General features: G+C 51.4%; 23 protein-coding genes and 2 pseudogenes. 18 read left to right on the forward strand and 7 right to left on the reverse strand.

The annotated features are described in order from the left end of the window. The first annotated feature begins 60 nt into the window (after positions 1-60). Both IPG80_RS13730 and IPG80_RS13735 read left to right on the forward strand, forming a co-directional pair. Positions 61-1098 carry a DUF2891 domain-containing protein gene (locus IPG80_RS13730; protein ID WP_345107786.1) on the forward strand — a complete coding sequence of 346 codons (1038 nt, stop codon included), beginning with the start codon at positions 61-63 and terminating at the stop codon, positions 1096-1098. A 6-nt stretch (positions 1099-1104) separates the two neighbouring features. Then, positions 1105-1707, forward strand: coding sequence for a GNAT family N-acetyltransferase (locus IPG80_RS13735; protein WP_345107788.1), 603 nt, complete (start codon positions 1105-1107; stop codon positions 1705-1707). Here the strand turns inward: IPG80_RS13735 and IPG80_RS13740 are convergent. Further along, a pseudogene (locus tag IPG80_RS13740) lies at positions 1708-2629 on the reverse strand (glutaminase). Between the two features lie 182 nt (positions 2630-2811). On the opposite strand from IPG80_RS13740, the gene IPG80_RS13745 reads away from it, so the two are divergent. The 3 genes from IPG80_RS13745 to IPG80_RS13755 all read left to right on the forward strand — a co-directional run bounded on the left by IPG80_RS13745 (position 2812) and on the right by IPG80_RS13755 (position 6168). Next, a complete protein-coding gene (locus tag IPG80_RS13745; RefSeq protein ID WP_345107790.1) occupies positions 2812-3792 on the forward strand; it encodes a LysM peptidoglycan-binding domain-containing protein in 981 nt (326 codons plus the stop codon). A gap of 76 nt (positions 3793-3868) precedes the next feature. Further along, positions 3869-4930: a C45 family peptidase gene (locus IPG80_RS13750; RefSeq protein WP_345107792.1), complete on the forward strand. Its 1062-nt coding sequence runs from the start codon at positions 3869-3871 to the stop codon at positions 4928-4930. Between the two features lie 110 nt (positions 4931-5040). Next, positions 5041-6168: a M14 family metallopeptidase gene (locus tag IPG80_RS13755; protein WP_345107794.1), complete on the forward strand. Its 1128-nt coding sequence runs from the start codon at positions 5041-5043 to the stop codon at positions 6166-6168. A gap of 59 nt (positions 6169-6227) precedes the next feature. Here IPG80_RS13755 and IPG80_RS13760 read toward each other — a convergent pair whose 3' ends face one another. The 3 genes from IPG80_RS13760 to ggt form a co-directional block, all read right to left on the reverse strand. Next, positions 6228-6914, reverse strand: coding sequence for a creatininase family protein (locus tag IPG80_RS13760; RefSeq protein ID WP_345107795.1), 687 nt, complete (start codon positions 6912-6914; stop codon positions 6228-6230). 89 nt (positions 6915-7003) lie between these two features. Next, entirely contained in the window at positions 7004-7342 is a 339-nt protein-coding gene (locus tag IPG80_RS13765) for a gamma-glutamyltransferase (protein WP_345107797.1), read from the reverse strand. Beyond that, a complete protein-coding gene (gene ggt, locus IPG80_RS13770) occupies positions 7321-8628 on the reverse strand; it encodes a gamma-glutamyltransferase (protein WP_345107798.1) in 1308 nt (435 codons plus the stop codon). The genes IPG80_RS13765 and ggt overlap by 22 nt, the downstream gene beginning before the upstream one ends. 63 nt (positions 8629-8691) lie before the next feature. Between ggt and IPG80_RS13775 the strand changes: the two genes are divergently transcribed. After that, positions 8692-10329 (forward strand): GMC family oxidoreductase, encoded by a 1638-nt coding sequence (locus IPG80_RS13775; RefSeq protein WP_345107800.1) that lies wholly within the window; start codon positions 8692-8694, stop codon positions 10327-10329. Here the strand turns inward: IPG80_RS13775 and IPG80_RS13780 are convergent. Together IPG80_RS13780 and IPG80_RS13785 are read right to left on the reverse strand one after the other, a co-directional pair. Further along, positions 10326-11207, reverse strand: coding sequence for a DUF72 domain-containing protein (locus IPG80_RS13780; RefSeq protein ID WP_345107802.1), 882 nt, complete (start codon positions 11205-11207; stop codon positions 10326-10328). The two genes, IPG80_RS13775 and IPG80_RS13780, sit on opposite strands and share 4 nt — an antisense overlap. A 57-nt stretch (positions 11208-11264) precedes the next feature. Next, a complete protein-coding gene (locus IPG80_RS13785; protein WP_345107804.1) occupies positions 11265-11798 on the reverse strand; it encodes an LURP-one-related family protein in 534 nt (177 codons plus the stop codon). Positions 11799-12045: 247 nt separating this feature from the next. Here IPG80_RS13785 and IPG80_RS13790 point away from each other — a divergent pair, with 247 nt between their 5' ends. From IPG80_RS13790 to IPG80_RS13840, 11 genes are all read left to right on the forward strand, one after another. Further along, a complete protein-coding gene (locus IPG80_RS13790) occupies positions 12046-13179 on the forward strand; it encodes an acyltransferase (RefSeq protein ID WP_345107806.1) in 1134 nt (377 codons plus the stop codon). A 31-nt stretch (positions 13180-13210) separates the two neighbouring features. Then, complete coding sequence (locus IPG80_RS13795) at positions 13211-13702, forward strand: hypothetical protein (RefSeq protein ID WP_345107808.1); 492 nt, start codon at positions 13211-13213, stop codon at positions 13700-13702. 85 nt (positions 13703-13787) lie between these two features. Then, positions 13788-14636, forward strand: a complete 849-nt coding sequence (locus IPG80_RS13800) for a DMT family transporter (protein ID WP_345107810.1) — start codon at positions 13788-13790, stop codon at positions 14634-14636. Positions 14637-14726: 90 nt separating this feature from the next. Then, entirely contained in the window at positions 14727-15569 is an 843-nt protein-coding gene (locus IPG80_RS13805) for a DegV family protein (protein ID WP_345107812.1), read from the forward strand. Positions 15570-15605: 36 nt separating this feature from the next. Beyond that, positions 15606-16481 (forward strand): DUF1295 domain-containing protein, encoded by an 876-nt coding sequence (locus IPG80_RS13810; RefSeq protein ID WP_345107814.1) that lies wholly within the window; start codon positions 15606-15608, stop codon positions 16479-16481. 110 nt (positions 16482-16591) lie between these two features. Beyond that, a complete protein-coding gene (locus IPG80_RS13815; protein WP_345107816.1) occupies positions 16592-16930 on the forward strand; it encodes a DUF1475 family protein in 339 nt (112 codons plus the stop codon). Beyond that, positions 16923-17600 (forward strand): DUF3159 domain-containing protein, encoded by a 678-nt coding sequence (locus IPG80_RS13820; RefSeq protein WP_345107818.1) that lies wholly within the window; start codon positions 16923-16925, stop codon positions 17598-17600. Before IPG80_RS13815 ends, IPG80_RS13820 begins: the two co-directional genes overlap by 8 nt. Positions 17601-17660: 60 nt before the next feature. Next, positions 17661-18344 carry a Crp/Fnr family transcriptional regulator gene (locus tag IPG80_RS13825; protein ID WP_345107820.1) on the forward strand — a complete coding sequence of 228 codons (684 nt, stop codon included), beginning with the start codon at positions 17661-17663 and terminating at the stop codon, positions 18342-18344. 83 nt (positions 18345-18427) lie between these two features. Beyond that, complete coding sequence (locus tag IPG80_RS13830; protein ID WP_345107821.1) at positions 18428-18739, forward strand: hypothetical protein; 312 nt, start codon at positions 18428-18430, stop codon at positions 18737-18739. Then, complete coding sequence (locus tag IPG80_RS13835) at positions 18736-19095, forward strand: hypothetical protein (RefSeq protein WP_345107823.1); 360 nt, start codon at positions 18736-18738, stop codon at positions 19093-19095. Before IPG80_RS13830 ends, IPG80_RS13835 begins: the two co-directional genes overlap by 4 nt. A gap of 10 nt (positions 19096-19105) precedes the next feature. Next, entirely contained in the window at positions 19106-20287 is a 1182-nt protein-coding gene (locus tag IPG80_RS13840; RefSeq protein ID WP_345107825.1) for a hypothetical protein, read from the forward strand. A gap of 37 nt (positions 20288-20324) precedes the next feature. Here the strand turns inward: IPG80_RS13840 and IPG80_RS13845 are convergent, their stop codons facing one another. Further along, positions 20325-20900: a YdeI/OmpD-associated family protein gene (locus IPG80_RS13845; protein WP_345107827.1), complete on the reverse strand. Its 576-nt coding sequence runs from the start codon at positions 20898-20900 to the stop codon at positions 20325-20327. Positions 20901-20989: 89 nt separating this feature from the next. On the opposite strand from IPG80_RS13845, the pseudogene IPG80_RS13850 reads away from it, so the two are divergent. Beyond that, a pseudogene (locus IPG80_RS13850) lies at positions 20990-21307 on the forward strand (hypothetical protein); the annotation flags it as partial.

Genomic DNA, 21307 nt, shown 5'->3' on the forward strand with positions numbered 1-21307 from the left:
TCGCGACCGAAGGGTCTCTTATGGGCGGTGGTCTCCGTCCGCTCAGGATGACATCACTAAATGACAACATCTCAACCCCAAAAAGCCGCACTCGAACAAGTCGCATCCACTTACGCGGATTCGATCATCCATTCCATACAACAAGAATACCCGAATCAGATGCAGCACATGATGATAGGACCGGACGACCGCCCCACTCCGCGTGAAGCGCACCCGGCGTTTTATGGTTGTTTCGATTGGCATTCAAGCGTGGAGTTGCATTGGGTGTTGATCCGTCTGTTGCGATTGGTGCCGCATGCCTTTGACACGACCGAAACGCTGAAGGTGTTGAACGCGCATCTCACGCCTGAGAACTTGGCACAAGAGACGGCGTACATGCGTTCCCGTCCGCGCTTCGAGCGACCGTATGGCTGGGGCTGGGCGTTGACCTTCGTCCACGAGCTGACGGTTTGGGAGGATGAAACAGCTCAAAGGTGGTTGGAGGCGGCGCGTCCGCTGGCGGATGTGATTACGGATGGATTCCTGGCATGGCTGCCGAAGGCGACGTATCCGATCCGCGTGGGGATGCACAGCAATAGCGCGTTTGGGTTGGCGCGTTCGGTGCCGTGGGCGCGATATCTGGCAACGCAAGGTGACTCGCGTTTGCTGACCGCCATCACGAAGGCGGCGATCCAATGGTATGGCGCGGACAAAGACTACCCCGCCCATTACGAGCCCAGCGGCACGGACTTCCTCTCGCCTGCGCTGACCGAAATTGACTTGATGAGCCTCGTCCTCGAACGCGAAGAATTTTTCACGTGGTTGGATGCGTTCCTTCCGCGACTTGCATTCGGCGAACCCAAGTCACTCTTTGAACCGGCATTCGTGTCGGATGCGTCGGACGGGCAACTCGCGCACCTGCATGGACTGAACGTGTATCGCGCCTTTGTGTGGAAGCACTTGAAAGAAATTCTGCCCGCGGACGATGTGCGCCGTCCGCACCTTGAGGCGGGAAGTGACGTGCATGCCAAAGCCAGCATGGGTGCGGTGACCGGCTCCGATTACATGGTGGAGCACTGGTTGGCATGTTATGCAATATTGTATTTGAGCGGAGGGTAAAACATTATGAACATAAAATTCCGCCCTGCCACACCAGAAGATGTCCATGCTGTGGTGCCGTTGATCTATAGTTCGGGTCCCGCCGCGTTTGATTTTATTTTCAGCCCCAAGCCAAAACAGGCGTTGGAATTTTTGCATTACACCTTTACCGATGGCAATGGCGAGTTCGGCTATAAATATCACGTCGTCGGCGAAGTGGATGGAAAGGTCGTGGCAGTGGGAACGGCGTTCGACGGCGAGGCGACCTTGAAATATTTTCTCGCCATGGGCAGGCAGATCGTCTCGTTCTATGGGCTGGCGGCGTTCACGGTCATCCCGCGCGGGCTGCAAGTGGAGAGCATCATCCAACCGCCGAAAGGACGCCTGCATTACATCGCGCATCTCGGCGTGGACCCGTCCATGCAAGGCAAGGGCATCGGCTCAAAGCTCGTGGAGCATCTCATGGAGCAGGGACGCAACGCAGGCAAGACTCAAACTGCGTTGGATGTCTCGGTGCTCAATCCGCGCGCGCAGGCTTTATATGAACGGCTGGGCTTCAAGCAAACGGGTCAGCGCATGTCAACGTTGGTGGGTGTGCCATCACACAATCGTTTGGAGCAGGCGTTGTAACTAAAAGATCGAAACCCCGGTCTTCGTCGTGAACAGTTCCAAAGCTTTCATTCCAATCAAAGATGTGCCGCGACTATTCAACTCCGGCGACCAGACGCAAATTGACAATTGATTCGGGATGATGGCAACGATGCCGCCTCCAACTCCGCTCTTGCCGGGCAGCCCTACCGTGAATGCAAACTCTCCCGAATCATCGTACAGCCCGCAGACTTGCATCAACGCATTAACACGCTTTGCCTGACTCGGCGTTAAGATACGCGTGTGATCCCATGGGTTCACACCTTGATTCGCCAGGAACAGGAACGCCCGTGCCAGATCGTGACAGTTCATCATCAACGCGCATTGATGAAAATAAATATTCAACACCTCATCTACATCATTCTCAATGTTCCCAAAGCTCTTCATCAGGTTGATCAAAGCAGCGTTGCGAAACCCGGTCTGGCGTTCTGAGGAAGCGACCAGACTCATCGAAGTTGACACCAGGGTTTTTGGAAAGTTCGCGTACAAAATTGCGAATATTCAACAACGGGTCGCTGGCAAGCGACACCAAATGATCTGTGCAAACTAATGCGCCTGCATTGATGAACGGATTTCGCGGAATTCCATTCTCCGTTTCCAACTGCACCAGAGAATTGAAGGCATTGCCGGAAGGTTCGCGCCCCACCCGCGACCATAATGCCTCACCCACCCTGCCGAACACCATCGTCAACGTAAAGACCTTTGAAATACTCTGAATTGAAAAAGGCGTATTGGCGTCCCCCACCTGATACGCCTCTCCACTCAATGTTTGGATGGCAATGCCATACTGAGCCGGGTTCACTTCTGCCAGAGCTGGAATATAACTGGCAACTTTCCCTTGCCCGAGTAATGGAAGGGTCTCTTCGTAAATCTCATCTAATATCCGTTGAAAATTTGTGTTCACAATAACAACTCCATGAATGTAATTTTATCAAGGCTCCACATCCAAGCCGCATTTATGGCGAAAACAGGGGTATGTCATGTACTTGTAAGCAATTGACCCGCCAAAAGCGATTGCCATTCCTTTCATTTTGCCGTATCATAGGCTTATACGAAATAAAAGTTCCCCTAATTTAGGAGGCAGACGTGTTCAATCGAACATTTTTTAGAGCAACCATTTTCATCCTGTTCATCCTGTCCGTGATGGCTATACCATTTCAGGTGCAGGCAGGAGGCTCTTGCGGGGGTCCCTACACCGTTGAAAAAGGAGATACTGTGGCTGAGTTGGCGGCGATGTGCGGCACCACCACCACAGCGATCTTTGTTGCCAACCCCGGGCTGGTTGAGCCGCTGAACCCAGGTCAGGTCATTATCATCCCTGGTGCGAATTTTGGCACAGCCACCAACACAGCAGTCACGAGTACCGTCACTGTTACCAGCACAGTGGGCACAACCACACCTGTTACAGCGACTCCCACCAAAACTGCAACACCACCTTTCACTCCGACCCCCACTCTTGTCACTCCTGTTGCGGGTGTGGTCAATAATTACTATACTTACAATTATTACAATTACTATAACTCTCTCCCCTCTAGTGTATATATTAACGCCAGCTCCTACACGGTTCAAGCTGGCGATACAATTGAAAGCATTGCCTATAGTTTTGGGCTTACCATTCAGGATCTATTAGCAGCAAACCCCGGTTTGTCCAATTTCAATTCGTTATATGTTGGGCAGGTGCTTAATATCCCTTCCTACTATCTTTCCAGCCCTTCTTCAGCCACTGCTGCTGCAGCCGCAACCGTAAACACGACTGTTGTTTCAACGGAGCAGCCAACCAAACATAATTACAACTCCGAAATTCCAAAAAATGCCGCGTATGCATCCATCAACCTTGTAAACAAATCCGAGGCGGATGTTTACATTTCCCTGCGGTCCAATCGCGCGGATGGAACGGTCGCCATCAATGAATTCCCGGTCAAGCGGCGAGATCAGGTGGAGATCCCTGTAGGTTGGATCGACTACATTGCATATGTCGGCGGCACAAAGTACACTGGCGGCTTCCAACTCAACGAAGGGACGCTGCACACCATCACCTTCAACAGGACCAAAGTAGTCGTAGACTAACAAAGATAGCTGATCAAATGACCCGCCCGGTGTTCTGATACACTTGACGGGTCATTTTTGATTCCAAGGAGAATGTATGTCAAACCACCCCATTCCCATTATTGAAGCACGCGGAACCTACCGCGAAGTCGGCAAACAGATCGGTGAACAATGCAAACCGCAGATCGCAAGGATGATGAGTCAACTTCACGAAAGTTTGCCGCCGGGGAAAACATGGGACATGCTCGTGAATGAAAGCCGCATCTTCCAAACTCACAGCCGTGCCGTCTACCCGCAATACATGGATGAACTCGAAGGCATTGCCGAAGGCGCAAATGTCCCATTCGACGAACTCTTCATTTCAATGCTGGAAGAACTGTGGGAGACTCCGCCCTACGGCAAAGGCTGCACCGACATGGCAGCCCGCGGGCGCGCCACGCTCGATGGCTCAACTCTCGTGGCACACACCAATGACCTTTCCGCTAAAACCGAAGAAGACCTCGTCATTCTCAAAATTCAAGCGGGCGACGAGCCGGAATTCATCGGCGTTTCAGCAGGTGGCGTGGGAATCAGTGCAGGCTATAATGCCGCAAAGATCAGCCTCACTGGCAATCAACTCAACAGCAATGACGTCCGCCACGGTGTGCCGCGGCTTTTGGTCGTGCGCGCCATTCTTGGGGCAAAGCATTTGAGCGAAGCGATGGATGCCTGTCTGCTCAAGGAACGCGCCTCCAGCTATAACAACATCATCGCAGACGGAACCGGCGAAGTCTACTCGATGGAAGGCAGCGCCACCGACCTCGAAGCGCTCTACATCGAAAAGGATGTGATGGCGCACGCGAATCACTACACCCATCCTGCCATGCGCCGCTTCGAACTGGACCGGAGCACGATCGCCAACTCGATCATTCGCCACAACCGAGCCGAATACTTGCTCAAAGAGAACTACGGCAAATTGACTCCCGACCTATTCAAGCAACTGCTCGCCGACCATGGCGGGTATCCCACCTCGATTTGTAAGCATGGATTCAATAGTGTGACCGTTTTCAGCATCATCGTCCAAGTGGAGACACTCACCGCATGGATCGGGCGCGGGCATCCCTGCGAGACAGTTTATACGGAATATAAGTTGGAACCTTATCAAGCCATGTCACTCTGAGGGAGCGTGCTCTTCGCGACCGAAGAGTCTCTACAAAGATGAGCAAGACTCCAAAGCAATGGTAGAGATTCTTCGCCGCTATCGCGGCTCAGAATGACATAAGAGAAACCATGACAAACACCCAATCCCTCTTCCCCACCACTTACGAATCCTCCCGCGAGCGTTTCCGCGGATACTTACCCACCATTCAAAACATGTGGAGCAAGGCATCCTTGCATCAACACGTCATATCCTACGACAGCAACCTGACCATCGACTGGATCTACTCTCCTGCGACTGAAAAGAACGAGAAAATACTCGTCTTCACCACGGGCGAGCACGGCGTGGAATGCTATGTCGGCTCGGCGATGATGCACCGCTTCATTGAAGACTATATGCCCAAGCTCGATCCGCGCACGACGGGCATTCTGTTCGTACATGCTGTCAACCCCTGGGGCATGAAAAATCATCGCCGCGGTAACAAAGACAACATCGACTTGAACCGCACCTTCATGCTCGACCCACACTTTGACCCAGCCTTCAACCCCGCCTACGACAAAATCGATTCGTTCCTGAATCCCAAGAGTACGCTTACCAATACGTTATTCAATAACCTCGCTTATCTTTTCGGGCTGGGACTGCACGTAGCAAAAATGGGCATGCGCGATTTCCGTTACGCGCTCTTACTCGGACAGTACCGCAATCAAAAAGGCTTGTACTATGGCGGCAAAGAAATGCCCGAAGAGACCCGCACCCTCATGGACTTGTACAAGATGGCATTGCAAAACTACGACCAAGTCCTGCACCTCGACATGCATACTGGCTACGGTCCGCGCTACCAGATGAGTTTGGTCAACTCGGCGTTGGATAAAGGCACATCAGACTATTTCGAGAAGCGCTTCAACTACCCACTCGTGGTGGCTGCCACTGCCGACGAGTTCTACGCCATCCGCGGCGACATGATCGATTACATCTACGGCTTGCAGCAGCGCGACCATCCCACCAAGAAAATTTACGCCACATCCTTTGAATTCGGCACTCTCGGTGACACACTCTATGGCTTGTTCCAAAGTCCGCGGGTGATGATCCACGAGAACCGTGCCTATTGGCATGGGGCTGTCAATGACAAAGTCCACGCCGAAGCCAAACGCGGATTTGAAGAATTGTTTAATCCCTCCGCAACCGATTGGAAAGAGAAAGCCGTCAAAGATGCCAAGCAGGCGTTTGAGGGGATTTTGAAAGCGGAAGGATTTATTTAACCAGTGACCAGTAACCAGTCTGAAAACTGATTACTGGTCACTTTTCACTACTCACTGATCTACTCAAACTTCAACATCATCAAAATATCTTCCACTGCGGCATTGAACATCTCGGACATGATGGCATTATCCACAAAATACTCGCCGCCAAACGAACCGTCGCCGTAGACTTCACGGGCAGTTTTAGAATCCATGATGGAGCTGGGAACCATCGGCGAAAGCTTCGACTCTTTTGGCATTTCGCTGACCACGGTAAACGGAAACGCTTCCAGCCAGTTGGCGTGCTTGGGCTTGAGGTTGTATTTAATCGCCACCTTCTCCACCGAATGAGACGTCCACCAGTCGTACCAATTCAACTTCAAGCCAGGCATGTCGTTATTGACATCGTTCAAATGGACGTTCAGTCCCTTGTTGCCGCCGTGACCGTTCAAGATCAAGATCCGCCGAAAGCCCTGGTGATATGCCGAGCGGATAATGTCTTCGACCACTGCATTGAGGGTTGAGACTCGCAAGGTCAGCGTGCCGGGGTAGTCGCGAAAGTATGGAGAGTTGCCAAAGTTCACGGGCGGCGCGACCAGCACTCCGGTCACGTTTGAGGCGGCATCTGCCATTGCCAGCGGAATTTTTATATCCGTCAGTAAACTCAAATAGGCATGTTGCTCGCATGCTCCCGTCACTAGAATCAGGCGGTCATCTTGTTCGAGGTATCGTTCCACGTCCATCCAGTTCAATTCTTCAAAGCGCATATCAATTCCTTGTTTTAAAACTCACCACAGATGAACATAGATAAATTGGATTTAAAAAAAGTTCATCTGCGTTCATCTGTGGTTAAAAATCACAGACTTCCTGCATACCCATCCGCGCGCGGATCACTGCCACCGCACAACACACCGGACTCATCCCGCAAGATAACCTGCCCCCTGCCGAAGACAGCCCGCTCATAGCCGCTAACCTCGTTTAACGAATGCCCCATCTCGCGCAAGGCAGTCAACGTGACAGTCGGCATCCCTTCTTCAATATCAACGTTACCACCCGCTGCATCCGCATCTAGGCAGAAGCGTGGCAAGTCAAGTGCAGACTGAGGATCAAGCCCTGCATCCTTCAACGCGGACAAGACTTGCACATGTCCCTGCGGTTGCATAAATCCGCCCATCACGCCATACGATGCATACAACGATTATCCGCAACACGCGTCACCATTGCAGGGATGATCGTGTGATACGGTCGTTTGCCGGGCGCAAGCGCATTGGGATGATTCGGGTTGAGGCTGAAATTATGTCCGCGGTTTTGCAAGGTGAAGCCCCAGCCCTTCGGCACGATGCCCGTACCAAAGCCCATGTAATTGCTGTTGATGAACGAGCAGGCATTGCCCATGCTGTCCATCACACTCAAGTAGACCGTTCCCGAAGAATTCATAGGCGAGCCGCGTTGCGGGTCAACGGTCGCACGCTTTATATCAATCAACTTGCGGCGCTCGCTCGCGTATTCCTTCGAGAGCAACTCCTTCATCGGTATCTTCGCAAACGCCGGGTCGCTCACATACCATTTCGCATCAGCAAACGCGAGACGCATGGCTTCGATCATCAGGTGCATTTTCTCCGACGAAAGCAAATCCATTGAAGCCAGATCAAAGCCTTCGAGAATGTTCAACGCGATGAGCGCCGTGATGCCCTGTCCATTCGGCGGACATTCATACACGCGCAGTCCGCGATAATCGACAGAGATCGGACTCTCCCACGTGGATACATGCGATGCGAGGTCTTCAGCGGATAGGCATCCGCCCGCCTCTTTAATCACGGCGGAAATTGCCTGTGCAACCGAGCCTTGGTAAAAGCCTTGAGCGCCTTGCTCCGCCACGAGTTTGAATGTTTTTGCCAAACCTTTATTATGGAAAATTTCGCCCGCCTTCGGCGCACGCCCATCGATAGTCATCTCATGCCCATTCAACGCGGACTTCAATTGTCTATCCGTGCCGCGTGACCAAAAGTGAGCCGTAATTGGCGCGACGGGAAAACCCTCGTCCGCGAGTCGAATCGCAGGTGTGAGGATGTCACTCATCGAAAGCGAGCCATGCTTCTTAATCAAGTCACACCAGCCTGCACACGCCCCAGGGACAGTCACTGTATGTGGATGATAGAACGGCAAACTGTCAGCGAGGAGTCCCTCACGCTTTAGCCGCTCAAGCGTCAACGCGGAAGGAGCGCGCCCCGATCCATTCAGGGCGGTCACCTGCTGAGTCTGCGCGTCAAAATACAAGGCGAACATATCCCCGCCAATGCCCGTGGACGTTGGCTCGGTGACATTCAGCGCGGCTGCGGCAGCCACGGCAGCATCGGCAGCATTGCCACCCTTCGAAAGGACTTCAATGCCCGCGGCAGTTGCCAACGGCTGTGACGTGGCGACAATTCCACGGCGGGAGTAAACGGGCGAACGACGGGAGGTGAAGGTGGTGTTGGTCATGGATTCCTTTTTGGAGAGACGCTGGAAGTATAATTGTTTTCAATTCAACGCGGAGGGCGCAGGATGACTCAAGTTTACGACTATGTGATTATTGGAAGCGGCTTCGGGGGAAGTGTCTCAGCTATGCGCTTAACCGAGAAGGGCTACTCGGTTCTCGTTCTTGAAAAAGGTAAACGATTCGAAGATAAAGACTTTGCCAAATCAAACTGGCAATATTGGAAATATGTTTGGCTTCCCGCTTTGCGCGCGCATGGTATCTTGCAGATTAGCATCCTCAAAGGTGTGATGGTCTTGCACGGCGCGGGTGTGGGCGGCGGAAGTCTCGGTTATGCCAACGTGCTCGAAGTGCCCACCGACGAAACCTTTGCCACTCCCGCATGGAGTCAAAATATCAAATGGGGCGATGTGCTTCGTCCGCATTATGAAACGGCGAAAAGAATGTTAGGCGTTGCAAGAAACCCCAAACTTTGGAAAGCGGATTTGCTGCTCAAAGAAATGGCAGAGGAACGCGGCATGGGACACACCTTCCGTGCGACAGATGTCGGCTCCTACTTCGGGGAAGCTGGTGTCACCGTCCCAGACCCGTACTTCGGCGGAGAAGGTCCCGCTCGGGCGGGCTGTCAGCATTGCGGCGGCTGTATGGTGGGATGCCGTCACAACGCAAAGAATACGTTGCCGAAAAATTATTTGTATTTTGCAGAGAAGCGCGGAGCGAAGGTCGTTGCTGAAGTTGAAGTGACTGATGTTCGACCGCTAACCATGGTCGATGGTCAATCGTCTATGGTCAGCGAAGCCCACTACGCAATTACCTTTCGCGATTCAACAAAGCTTTTCAAGCAAACCCAAACCGTCCATGCAAAAAATGTCATCTTCTCTGCAGGTGTGATGGGGACAATGAAGCTGCTTCTGAATCTGCGCGACGTGAAGAAGTCGCTGCCGAAACTATCGGCGAAGTTGGGGACAATGGTGAGGACCAACTCCGAAGGTCTGCTCGGAAGCGTGGCGCGCAAGTCCGATATCAATTATTCAGAAGGCGTATCCATCTCTTCTATTTATAACCACGACGATATCACCCGCATCGAACCTGTGCGCTACCCCGATGGTTCGTCGCTCATGCGCTTTCTCGCTGCACCGCTTATTGATAAGAACTTTAGCATTCCGCGTCGCTTGCTTAATTTCCTCGGTTGGGCACTCACCCATCCCATTGACTTTGGTAAAGCACTCTTCTTGCCAGGCTGGGCACACAACGTGACCATTTTATTGGTGATGCAACATGCTGATAATCGTATGCGATTCAAGATTGGCAAAAGTATTTTCACGCTCTTCCGCACCGGCATGGTGGCTGAGGAAGAACCCGGCTACATCATCAACGCGCAGGTAGAAGGTTCGCACGAAGTGACCAAGGAATTTGCGAAACGCACCAATGGCGTGGCGCTTGGTTCTATTGGCGAGAACTTGCTCAACCTACCCACCACCGCCCACATCCTCGGCGGCGCACCCATTGGCAAAAATGCGGATGAAGGTTTGATCAACGAGAACTTTGAAATTCACAATTACGAAGGCTTGTATGTCATCGACGGTTCGGTGATGCCCGCCAACCCAGGCGTGAATCCCTCACTGACGATCACCGCATTGGCAGAATACGCTATGAGTAAGAAAAAAATCGTTCTGATGGGGAGCTATCCCCATCATGAGCATTAGAACAACGTCGGCTGAAACGGCTCGCTCGGCGTTTCAACGTCGTCCCATGGAAGTGGGGCGATTTTGATTCGGGAGGAGATTTGGCTATGGAATTCCTTCGCAATGTACGGAGCCAGATAATTATCCGGGGAATGACAGAAGACGAACGCCTCCAGCTTCGCCGATAACTGGTCAGCGATTCTGGGAGTCCATTCGTTCATCCAAGGCTGGTTGTGACTCATCTCAGGGTGACCGATGAATCGCAGGAAGGTAAAGTCGGCAGTCACTTCTTCAAAGACCGGTACATTCGGCTTGCGTTCCCGTGCCTCGAGCAGACTTTCATAGGCACTGCCTTGAATCGACTCATCACCAGCTAGATCGCGAATAGGACGGGTATCAATGACAACGCGCGCCATGTTATGGTCAGATAATAATTTATTGAGCGCATTACGATGCTCATCCTCGAACCAGTCGAGGTGACGGACTTCCACACCAAGGCGGATATCTTTTGGGAACGCGGCGAGAAAAGCGGCAAGGTCAGGCATCAGCTTGGGCGAATAGCTTGGGGGCAGCTGTAAAAACATCGGTCCAAGTTTTGAGGCGAGCGGACGCATGGTATCCACGAATCCGATGGCGCGGTCAATGTAATCTTTGAGAGTCCCGTTGTGGCTGATCGCTTTGGGAATTTTGAGACAGAAGCGGAAGTCATCCGGCGTTTGCTCGATCCATGACTCGATGGTCTTTGTCGCCGGGACAGCATAAAAGGTGGTGTTACCTTCAATAGTGTTCACCCGCCGTGCATACTCGCGCAGGAAGTCTTTGGATTGTGTACCTTTGGGATAGAAGTTCCCAACCCAACCTTTGAACGACCAAACCGGGCAACCAAGATAAAGTGTCATAGGGCAATTATAAAATAAAGCGCCTCCGATATTTTTACATCAGAGGCGCTTTGCAGATTACTTTTTCTTTTCGAGCTTTTCTTTCTTTTCTTTTTTCTCTTTTTCGTCTGCATCTACCATGATATCAATTGCAACTGCAATGGCAAGCATGAGAATATCGTTCTGACCATCCTCGATCTCCACGCCATAGGTATCGGCGATACGCAGCCATTTTTTTGAAACTTCAGCAACTGTTTTACGTCCGTCTTTGATCGTGTACTCATGGGCAAGGAAATTACCTTGCACATCCAAGTCAGGTCCGTTTTTAACTTTTACATCCCAACGATCACGCAGCGGGGTGAACAGTGCCTTTTTGATCGTAGCCAGGTCCTTGCCGTCGGCATCTTCCACCACCATGGTGTCTTTGATGGTCAGCAGACGTTCCTGGATCTGGGCAAGTTTCTTGCCCTTTGCATCTTCGAACACGAGGGTCTTGCGAATGCGTAAAACTTTGCCATCCACTTTAAAAACTTTTTGCCCGGCTTCGTTCTCGATCCAGAAGTCATCTCCAATGGAAATGAGATTTTGTCGGATTTTATAACGGTTGGTCATGAAATTTTCCTTTGTGAATTTAAGGGGATTTAGTCCGAGTATAACCCATTGGATATTACAGCCGAATCAACAACTACTTAACAATATTTTTAACGCGCGTTTTTGCAATGTGCAAAGAAAAATGAGCCTCCCACACAGTAAGTCTTCCCGTGCCATGAGGAATTTTCGATTCAAAGTGGTTTCAGTTACAATCAGATGCGATAGAAATTTTCACAATACACCCCAAAAAGGGAAGGCTTTTTATCTCATGATCCCCGGTCTCGACGGGCTGCGCGCCCTTGCCATTCTGACGGTCCTTGGCTCACACACCAAGAATTACGATTTCGGCTGGATGGGCGTCCAGTTCTTTTTTGTGCTCTCCGGATTTTTGATCACAGGCATTCTCCTGCGCATGAAAGAAAATCTGCCAGGGCAGCGCTATTTCAAGACATTCTACGGAAGAAGATTCCTGCGCATCTTTCCGCTGTATTATTTTTATCTCTTCCTGCTTGGGTTGGCTGCCTGGCAGACCGACATGATCCCATTCAAGTTCATCCAAAAAGAGATCGAGACCATCGTCCAACCGCAGCTGCCGTATGCTTTTCTATACGTGTACAATTTTCTACATGCCAGTGCGGGATATCAACATACAGCCTTCCTTTCCCACTTGTGGTCGCTTTCGGTCGAAGAGCAGTTCTATATCGTCTGGCCTTTGATCCTTTTCTTCACGCCAAAGGAACGTACCAAGGCTGTTTTTTTAACAGCCATTGTGCTGGGTCCCATCTTACGTGTGGTCACATTCCTTATCTACAATTCGAACGCCTTCCCCGCGCTTCTGAACTCGCCCTATCTTGCTGTCTACGTTCTACCCTTCTCCCACATCGACGCCTTTGCCTTTGGCGCTTTCGTTTCACAATTTTCCCTGCCCAAGCCGCGCACCCAGCTGGCAGTATTGGCGGTTGTCATCCCATTACTTGGGTTCGCAACCCAATACATCGCCTTGGGTGAGATACGACCCGACACCCTGGGATATGAATTTACACTGTCCAGTGCCTATAAGTTTATTTGGGGATATTCCCTGCTCAATTACTTCTTTGCCCTCCTCGTGCATGCCGTTCACCGCACAGGGTTATGGGTCCGTTTCCTCGACCTGCCCATTATGCAATACCTTGGAAAGATATCCTATGGCATGTATGTCTATCATTACATTGTCATCTGGTTCATTATTCAAGTGCAAAACAAAAATCGGGAAGTCCTTGATCTTTCGATCAACTACGGCATGGCACGCACATACCTGCTCGCCTTTGCAGTGACCGCCCTGGTTGCCAGCGTGAGCTTCCGCTATCTCGAAAAACCGATCAATGACCTCAAAGACCGGCTTTTTCCACTTACACAAAAGTAATTATTTCAATCATAAAACCTCGAGGCACAAAATGAACGAAGTGATCACTGTTCTTGTTTCCACCATCGTATCGCTCGCTGTCGGCGTATTATCCTATCTGGCATCCAAATGGCAAACGGAAAAGCAGCTCCAGCAATCGCAGCTTTCAAGTATTCTGACAAAACGGATCGAGATCTACCCCAAGTTATGGTCCATTCATATTCGTTACGAAACAAATTGGACAATGGAAAATAAGCCCAAAGACAGCAAGTGGGTTGAGCAATATCTCGCTGAACTCAACGAGTTCAACACTGAAAACGGGCTTTTCTTTTCACAGGAACTATACGAGAAGTTCTTTGAGCTGCGCCAAAACCTTTTAGAAGCTCTAGCCAGCACACCCAAAGGCAAACTTGTGGACGAGGACCGGGCAAGAAAGATCCGCGAGGTCGTTTACGGGAACGGAGCGCAAGCAGGACTTTCAACCATTCTAAAAGATGATCTGGGCAGTTATAGAAGCGCCGCACTCCAGCAAAGAGGCAATTAATTGTTTATACCTCTGCAATAAAAAACGGGCTTAAGAGATGCCTGTATAATCAGACTTCAACTCTAACCTTTTGTGAGGATAAATAATGGATTCTCTTTCAGAACGCCGCAAGGCGATTCTTTATCTCGCGTTTGCTGCCATTTTGTGGAGCACAAGCGGGCTATTCGTAAAAATTTTAGACTGGCACCCCGTTTCGATCCTGGCGGGGCGTAGTTTTTTTGCCGCCATTGTCTTTCTGATTTACATGCGCCGCCTCCCCACCCGTTTTAGCCTGTGGCAATTACTGGCAGCAGCGATGTTCATCCTTACGCAGTTTTTATTCGTTACCTCGACCAAATTGACCACGGCAGCCAACTCGATCTTCCTGCAATATACTGCGCCGATCTATGTGGTTTTGTTGGCATTCTGGCTGCTGCGTGAAAAACCCTCCCGCACCGACTGGGTTTCCATGCTCATCATTTTCCTGGGGTTGACACTTTTCTTCGGCGACAAGCTCAGCACAGACGGGTTCTATGGCAACCTACTTGCCATTCTCAGCGGTGTAACTTCGGCGGTGATGATGGTTTCCTTTCGTGCCCAAAAGAACGGCGACCCGGCGGAAAGCAACCTCATTGCATTCCTCGTCACAGCCGCATTCGGTTTCCCCTACGTGATGAAAGAAACATGGACGGTTAATAGCTGGCTAATCCTCGCCTTCCTTGGCATCTTTCAGATCGGGTTCGCCTTCATTTTTTTCACCCAGGGCATCAAACACATCCCTGCTTTGGAAGCGAATTTGATCGGCACACTGGAGCCGGTTCTTAATCCGATTTGGGTGTTTTTGTTCTACGGCGAAAGCATGGGCACCTTTGCCCTGGTTGGTGGTTTGGTAGTTCTTGGCGGCGTTATTCTTAGCGCAGTTGGCAGTGCAAAAGCTGCAAAAGAAGGTACGTAACCACCTGTAAGAACCTTGACGAACTCCGACTGTTAAAATAGGTTACACTCGTATTGACAATTTATTCACTCCCTTTTAATTAGGTAGAACATGTCTATTGCCATTGTTACGGACTCAACCTGCGACCTGCCTCAAAGTGTTATCAATGAACTAGGGATTACCGTTATTCCCCTGTTCATCAATATTGGCAACGAAGGATTCTTAGACGGTGTAGATATCACCCGCAAGGATTTTTATACCAATCTGCCGGGCTATACCGCACATCCCACAACCGGAACCCCCGGCACAGATGCATTCAAAAACGCATACCAAACTCTGACAGATCAAGGTTTTACCGAGATCCTCTCTATTCATATTTCAGAGAAGCTAAGCGCCACTGTGAATGTGGCGAGAAATGCCGCGCAGGAATTCAAACAAATTCCCGTCACCGTGCGGGATTCGGGTCAGCTTAGTTTGGGGACGGGTCTTCAAGTGGAACGCGCCGCTCGCTTGGCGGCAGAAGGTAAGTCCATGAAGGAGATCGAAGCCGCGCTGGATGATCTCCGGTCGCGCACCTTCGTTGCGGCACGTTTGGATACGCTCGAATTCCTGCGGCGCAGCGGACGCATGAACTCCTTTCTGGCAGGCATCGGCAGTTTGTTACAGCTCAAACCGATCCTCACCATGCAAAATGGACAGCCCGGCTCTGAACGCGTGCGCACCACCCCTAAAGCCGAAGCCCGGCTCTTGAAAATGCTGGAAGAACGTCAGCCCATTGAGCATTTCTCTTTGCTGCACACCAATTCTCACGAACAAGCCCTTGCCTTTCGCAACATGGCTGCTCATTTAATCCCGACAGAAGTTACCTATTCCATGGATATCACCCCGGTCATTGGCGCACATTTGGGACCGGGAGCCGTTGGGTTCGTGATCATTTCGAAGAAGCCCGCATAGAATGTGCGGAATCCCTTAAGTCGATAGGAAAAAAACATGAATGCTGTCACCAAACGTTCGTTGATCGGAATCATTATCGTTCTATTGATCGCTTCCGGACTGGCTTTTGCCGGGAGCCAGGGCGGCTACACCGTCAACGGTTTCCCGCTTTATGCGCTATGCATCCTGCTGGCATTCGTCATTCAATGGATCGCATTTATCCCAGCTTATATGAATCAGACCGAGTCGTTCTTTGACCTGACCGGCGGGTTGACCTACATCATCGTCACCGTGACCGCGGTTGCCTTGAGCAGCGAAGTAGACACTCGCTCTTATCTATTGCTTGGCATCATCTTGGTATGGGCGGTTCGGCTGGGCTCTTTCCTCTTCATGCGCATTCGCGCCGCGGGTGAAGACCGCCGCTTCCGTGAGATCAAACCATCCTTTGCGCGCTTCCTGCTCACGTGGACCATTCAAGGGTTGTGGGTTTCGTTTTCAGTGGCGGCAGGGCTGGCAGCCATCACATCCACAGTTCGGGTCGGGTTGGATGCGTTTGCGGTGATCGGTTTAATCGTTTGGCTAATCGGTTTCGGCATCGAAGTCATCGCAGATCGGCAGAAAAGTGCATTCAATGCCACGCCCGCAAACAAAGGTAAATTCATCAACACGGGTTTGTGGTCGTGGTCGCGTCATCCGAATTATTTCGGTGAGATCGTGTTGTGGATTGGCGTTGCGATCATTGCATTGCCCGTCCTGCGCGGATGGCAATGGGCGACCCTCATCTCCCCCATCTTCATCATTCTGCTGCTCACCCGCATCAGCGGCGTGCCGCTTTTGGAAAAACGCGCCGATGAAAAATGGGGCGGTCAGCCTGAGTACGAAGCCTACAAAGCAGGGACATCCGTCTTAGTCCCCATGCCGCCAAAGAAATAAAACCTCTCAAAAATTTATGAGGGACTCCGAAAGTTCTACTTTCGGAATATCCGCCTGAAGTAAAACTTCAGGATTCCAAATATGCAAGAGATCGAATTAAGGAAAACAAAATGAACATGAACATTGCCAAGGTCATTTCCGGTTTGGGCGTGCTCGCCATGACCGCCGTCTTGTTCTATGGCTTCACCGCCGGAGATTTCGGGAAAGACGGCGCTACCCTGCTTCAAAACCCGTGGGGCATCGTCTCAATGGTGGACTTATACACCGGCTTCATCCTCTTCTCCGCATGGATCGTCTATCGCGAGAAGTCCGTCGTCCGCTCGATCATTTGGGTAATCTTAATGATGGTGCTCGGATTTTTCGCAGGCAGTCTCTATGCCTTCCTCGCGCTCAACGCCAGCAAAGGTGATTGGAAAAAATTCTGGATGGGGCAACACGCCAATGGGTAAACTGCAAGAACTCGGGGAGGAATTGCGCGGTGTTCTCTCCGGTCAGGGATCAAGGCTGCTTGATTCATTTTTCCCACCATTGGTGTTCCTGCTGATCAATTCCATCTCCGATGTGGATGCGGCGCTTTGGGGCGCGCTTGCCATCTCAGGCGGATTCGCCGCCTACCGCCTCATCCGCCGCGAGAACTTGACCTATGCTCTCGGCGGCTTGGGTGGAACGCTTTTAGCGGCTCTCTTCGTCAAGTTGAGTGGATCTGGCTCTGGATTCTTTTTACCCGGCTTCTTTTCTGGAGCCGCAACCGTGATTCTTTGCGTGGTAAGCGTAGCATTCAACCGACCCATGGTGGCGTGGTCCAGCTTCATTGCCAGGCGTTGGACATTGAATTGGTACTGGCATCCGCAAGTGTTGCCCGCATACAACGAAGTGACCATTCTCTGGGCAGTGGCATTCGCCGCACGCCTGACCCTTGAGTTCTGGCTCTATCAACAAAATGCACTTAACGCACTCGCTACAGAGCGAATTCTATTGGGCTGGCCGTTCATCGTTGTGCTGCTCATCGTCAGTTACATCTATGGACTTTGGCGACTCGCAAAGTTACAAGGTCCCAGCGTGGAAGAATTCAAAGCAGGCAAAGCCCCACCGTGGGAAGGTCAGAAGCGCGGGTTTTAGCAGCTACCTATGGAAGAGAACTTAATTTAGCGCAGGGGTATAAAAGGATAGAATCACATCATGCAAACTGACCTCCTGCTGAAACGCCTCAAGACCTTTGAATTCCTGCGCGGACTCGACGACGAGACTCTGTCTGCGCTGGCAAAAAGTGCGGTGTGGAAAGTCTTTCCGCCGAACGCAGTGGTGTTTTGGGAAGGGAATCTGGAAACGCATCTGTTCTATCTGGAATATGGTTCGCTCAAAGCCATGCGCACTTCACCCGACGGACGCGAACAGGTCTTGAGCTTTCTCAATGCCGGAGAGATATTCAATGAATTGGGAGTCTTCGCGCAAAAGCCCAACCCTGCCACGGCTGTCGCTTTGGAAGAATCGGGTATTTGGCTGATCCCACGCAAGGCGTTGGAAGAGATCGTGATGATGCACCCACGAACAGGGATGCAGATCATCGAGATGATGGCAAACCGCATTATCAGCCTCGTCACACTGGCATCAGATCTGTCGTTGAAAACGGTCGAGGCGAGGTTCATTCAATTGTTGCTCGACCAAGCCGAAGGGGATGTGATCGAGCGCAGGCGTTGGACGAATCAGACCGAGTTGGCGGCGCGGCTCGGAACGGTCCCCGATGTCTTGAGTCGCGTCATCCGCGAGTTGACCAAGGCAGGGCTGATCGAGATGGATAAACAGCAGATCCGCATTTTGGATCAGGCGGGGCTGGCAGAGCGGGGCAAGATTCGGGAAGAATAAATATTGGGGTGAGAAACCCGACAAAAGTCGGGGCGCGAAGCGGGGGAAAGCGATAAAGTTTGGCATATCAAAAAGGAGTTCGTATGCCAGACATCTATTTCACAGACACAAAATCAAAAGCGGTCTTTTCAAGCGACGGACCGAAGCCGCAGTTCCTGCTCAATAGCGAAAATTTCAAGGCGCTGGTCGTAGGGTTGGAAGCGGGGCAGCAATTGCCGCAACATGCCGATGGCGCGGCGATGTATCACTTCCTCGAAGGCGAAGGCTTGATGTTCGTTGAAGATGAAGCGTTCGATATCAAACCGGGTGTCACAGTAGTGGTGCCGGGCGGTTCGAAGCGCGGCATCACGGCAAAGACCCGCCTCATCTTCCTTGGCTCGAAAGGGGCAGCATGAATGCCATCAGGGTCGCGGCTGGTCTTGCCTTTCTGATCGGCGCGTTATCGATCTTTGCCGGTGGAATGGCAATGCGCGGTTGGAACCCAGGCTATAACGTTTTGACATGGCTACCCGTCTATAACTTCGGCATGGGCATTTTGACGGTTCTGCTTCCCGCCATTCTGATCTGGAAGAATCATCCGCTTGCCCTTTTGACGGCGATCATTTTCTTTGGAATTCACTTCTTGGCAACCGCAGTGCTTTTACTGGGGTTTCGCGAGGTGGTCGCCACACAAAGCCTGCTCGCCATGACCTTTCGACTGGTTGTGTGGTTGATCATCATTGCATTGTTGTACTTTACTTCCATCAAATAAGGAACTGAAAATGTCCATCCCCTATATCTTCACTACATTGTTTTACACCTTCGTTGGTCTGTTCATCGCAGCCGATGCCTCACTGGTCAGCTTCAATCTGACAGGAGCCTTCCCCGCCTTACGCTGGGTGCGCGTCCACTTCATTACGTTGGGAATTCTCTCGCAGGTTGTTTTTGGGCTGCTGCCTTCCTTGGTGGCAAACCACGCAAAAAAAGCCAAGCCCTCCATGCGTTGGGATATCTGGCTTTCGCTGAACGCAGGCTTTGCCTTGTTGATCGCAGGCTTCTCAGGCATGAACCATCCGCAAATCTTTGCAGGCGGCACATTGGTCTTTATCGCAACCTTGCTTTTGTTTGGGGAACTATGGAATCTGCGCGGCAACGAAGCACCCGCCAGCCTGAAGTTCTATATCACGGGCGTCGCCTATCTTTTACTGGGCATCATCCTTGGCACAGGCTTGTTCCTGAATTGGAGCGAGGCGCTGCACATCCGTGTACCGCTTGAAGTTCACATCCATGCCAACTCGTGGGGCTTCATGTCACTGGTCTTTGCGGGCTTGCTCGTGGACTTCACCCCAATGATCACAGGAAAACCGCTCGGCGAAAAGAAAGCCATTGACTCCATCTACTGGGGCATGACCCTCGGCGCATTCGGCATCATCCTTGGTCCGTGGATTCCCGCCAGCATCAGCGAACCGCCCACAGTGGCTGGCTTGCTCCTGCATTTGGCAGGGACGATCTGGCTGGTCGTTTTGATGATACGCGCCCTCAAAGCAAGCGGACATCTCTCTCAGGCAGGCGGCTGGCATTTGGTCGCTTCGTATGCGTGGATCTTGATGCCCGTGCTGGTTGCCCCCACGATCTTGTTGAAGCTCATCCCAAGCGGACCTGTCGAATCGACAGCGCCTCAACCTTTAATTTATGGCTGGGTTTTCCAATTTGGCATTGCCCTCATCCCGTACATTTTCCGCCGCACCCTGCTCAAGGAGAAAAATCCCGCGCTCGGCGGAAGCTGGCTCACACTCACCCTGCTCACCCTCGGCGGATTGATCATCTGGATCAGCATCTTTTCTCCGATCGAGAATGTGCTGTATGGTATCGGGTTCGCGCTCTACACGATCGCTTTTATTCAACCACTCAAAGAACTGCTCGATATCGTCCGCAAGGCGACGGTGAAATTCGAAGAAGCATAATTTATAAAGAGACGGTCCTCTTGAGATGACCGTCTCTTTATAACGTCTCACCGTTCGCTAACATCTCCACAAATTGACGGATGCGCTTCTCGCGCGTTTCGGCTTTCTTAGCCGTTTCAATTCTGAATAGAAACGAATAACGTCTCGAACCTGTCAACGTCTCAAAAAAGGCTTTGGCTTTTTTATTTTTATTCAACGCGGACTGAAAATCTGCGGGCACGACAATATTCTTCTGCGACGAATACGCTGCAGCCCAACGCCCATCCTGTTTCGCCGCTTCAACCGCTTTCAACCCCGACGGTTTCATCTCCCCACTCGCGATCAGACCTGCCACCTTCTCCACATTGATCTTCGACCAAATGCTCTTCGGTCTGCGCGGTGTAAATTTCTGCAGAAAATACTGCTCATCAAAGCTCCCCTTCTGACCATCGATCCAGCCATAGCACAAAGCAACATCCAACGCCTCAAGATACGTGACTGTGGGAATCCCCGTCGCTTTCTTGGCGATCTTCAACCACAAGCCCGCGGACTTGTCGTGATTCTTGGCAAGCCACTCTGCAAATTTCTTTTTGGATTCAAAGGGAAGGATGAGAAGTTCGGTTGAGGTAGGCATTGTTTGATTTTACCTGACCACCACTTGAGTGGGCGGAAGAGCATCTTTGCCCTTATACTTTGAGAATCGTATCTACAAAGAGAAACCAAGTGAAAATCTCAAACACGCTCTACCTGACCAACCCCAAAGACTGGCGGAACTGGCTCAAGCAGCATCACAAAACTGAGACTGAAATCTGGCTGGTCTACCCCAAGAAAGCGACAGGCAAGCCGCGCATCGAATACAACGACGCCGTGGAGCAAGCCCTGTGCTTCGGCTGGATCGACTCCATCATCAAGACATTAGACGACGAGCATACCGTCCAGCGATTTTCGCCGCGCAAGCCAAAAGCAAAATACTCGCAAGCCAACATCGAGCGCCTGCGGACATTGGTGGAAAAGAAGAAAGTTATCAAAGAAGTAGCCGAT

The organism is Candidatus Villigracilis vicinus, assembly GCF_016702885.1.
Classification (GTDB): domain Bacteria; phylum Chloroflexota; class Anaerolineae; order Anaerolineales; family Villigracilaceae; genus Villigracilis; species Villigracilis vicinus.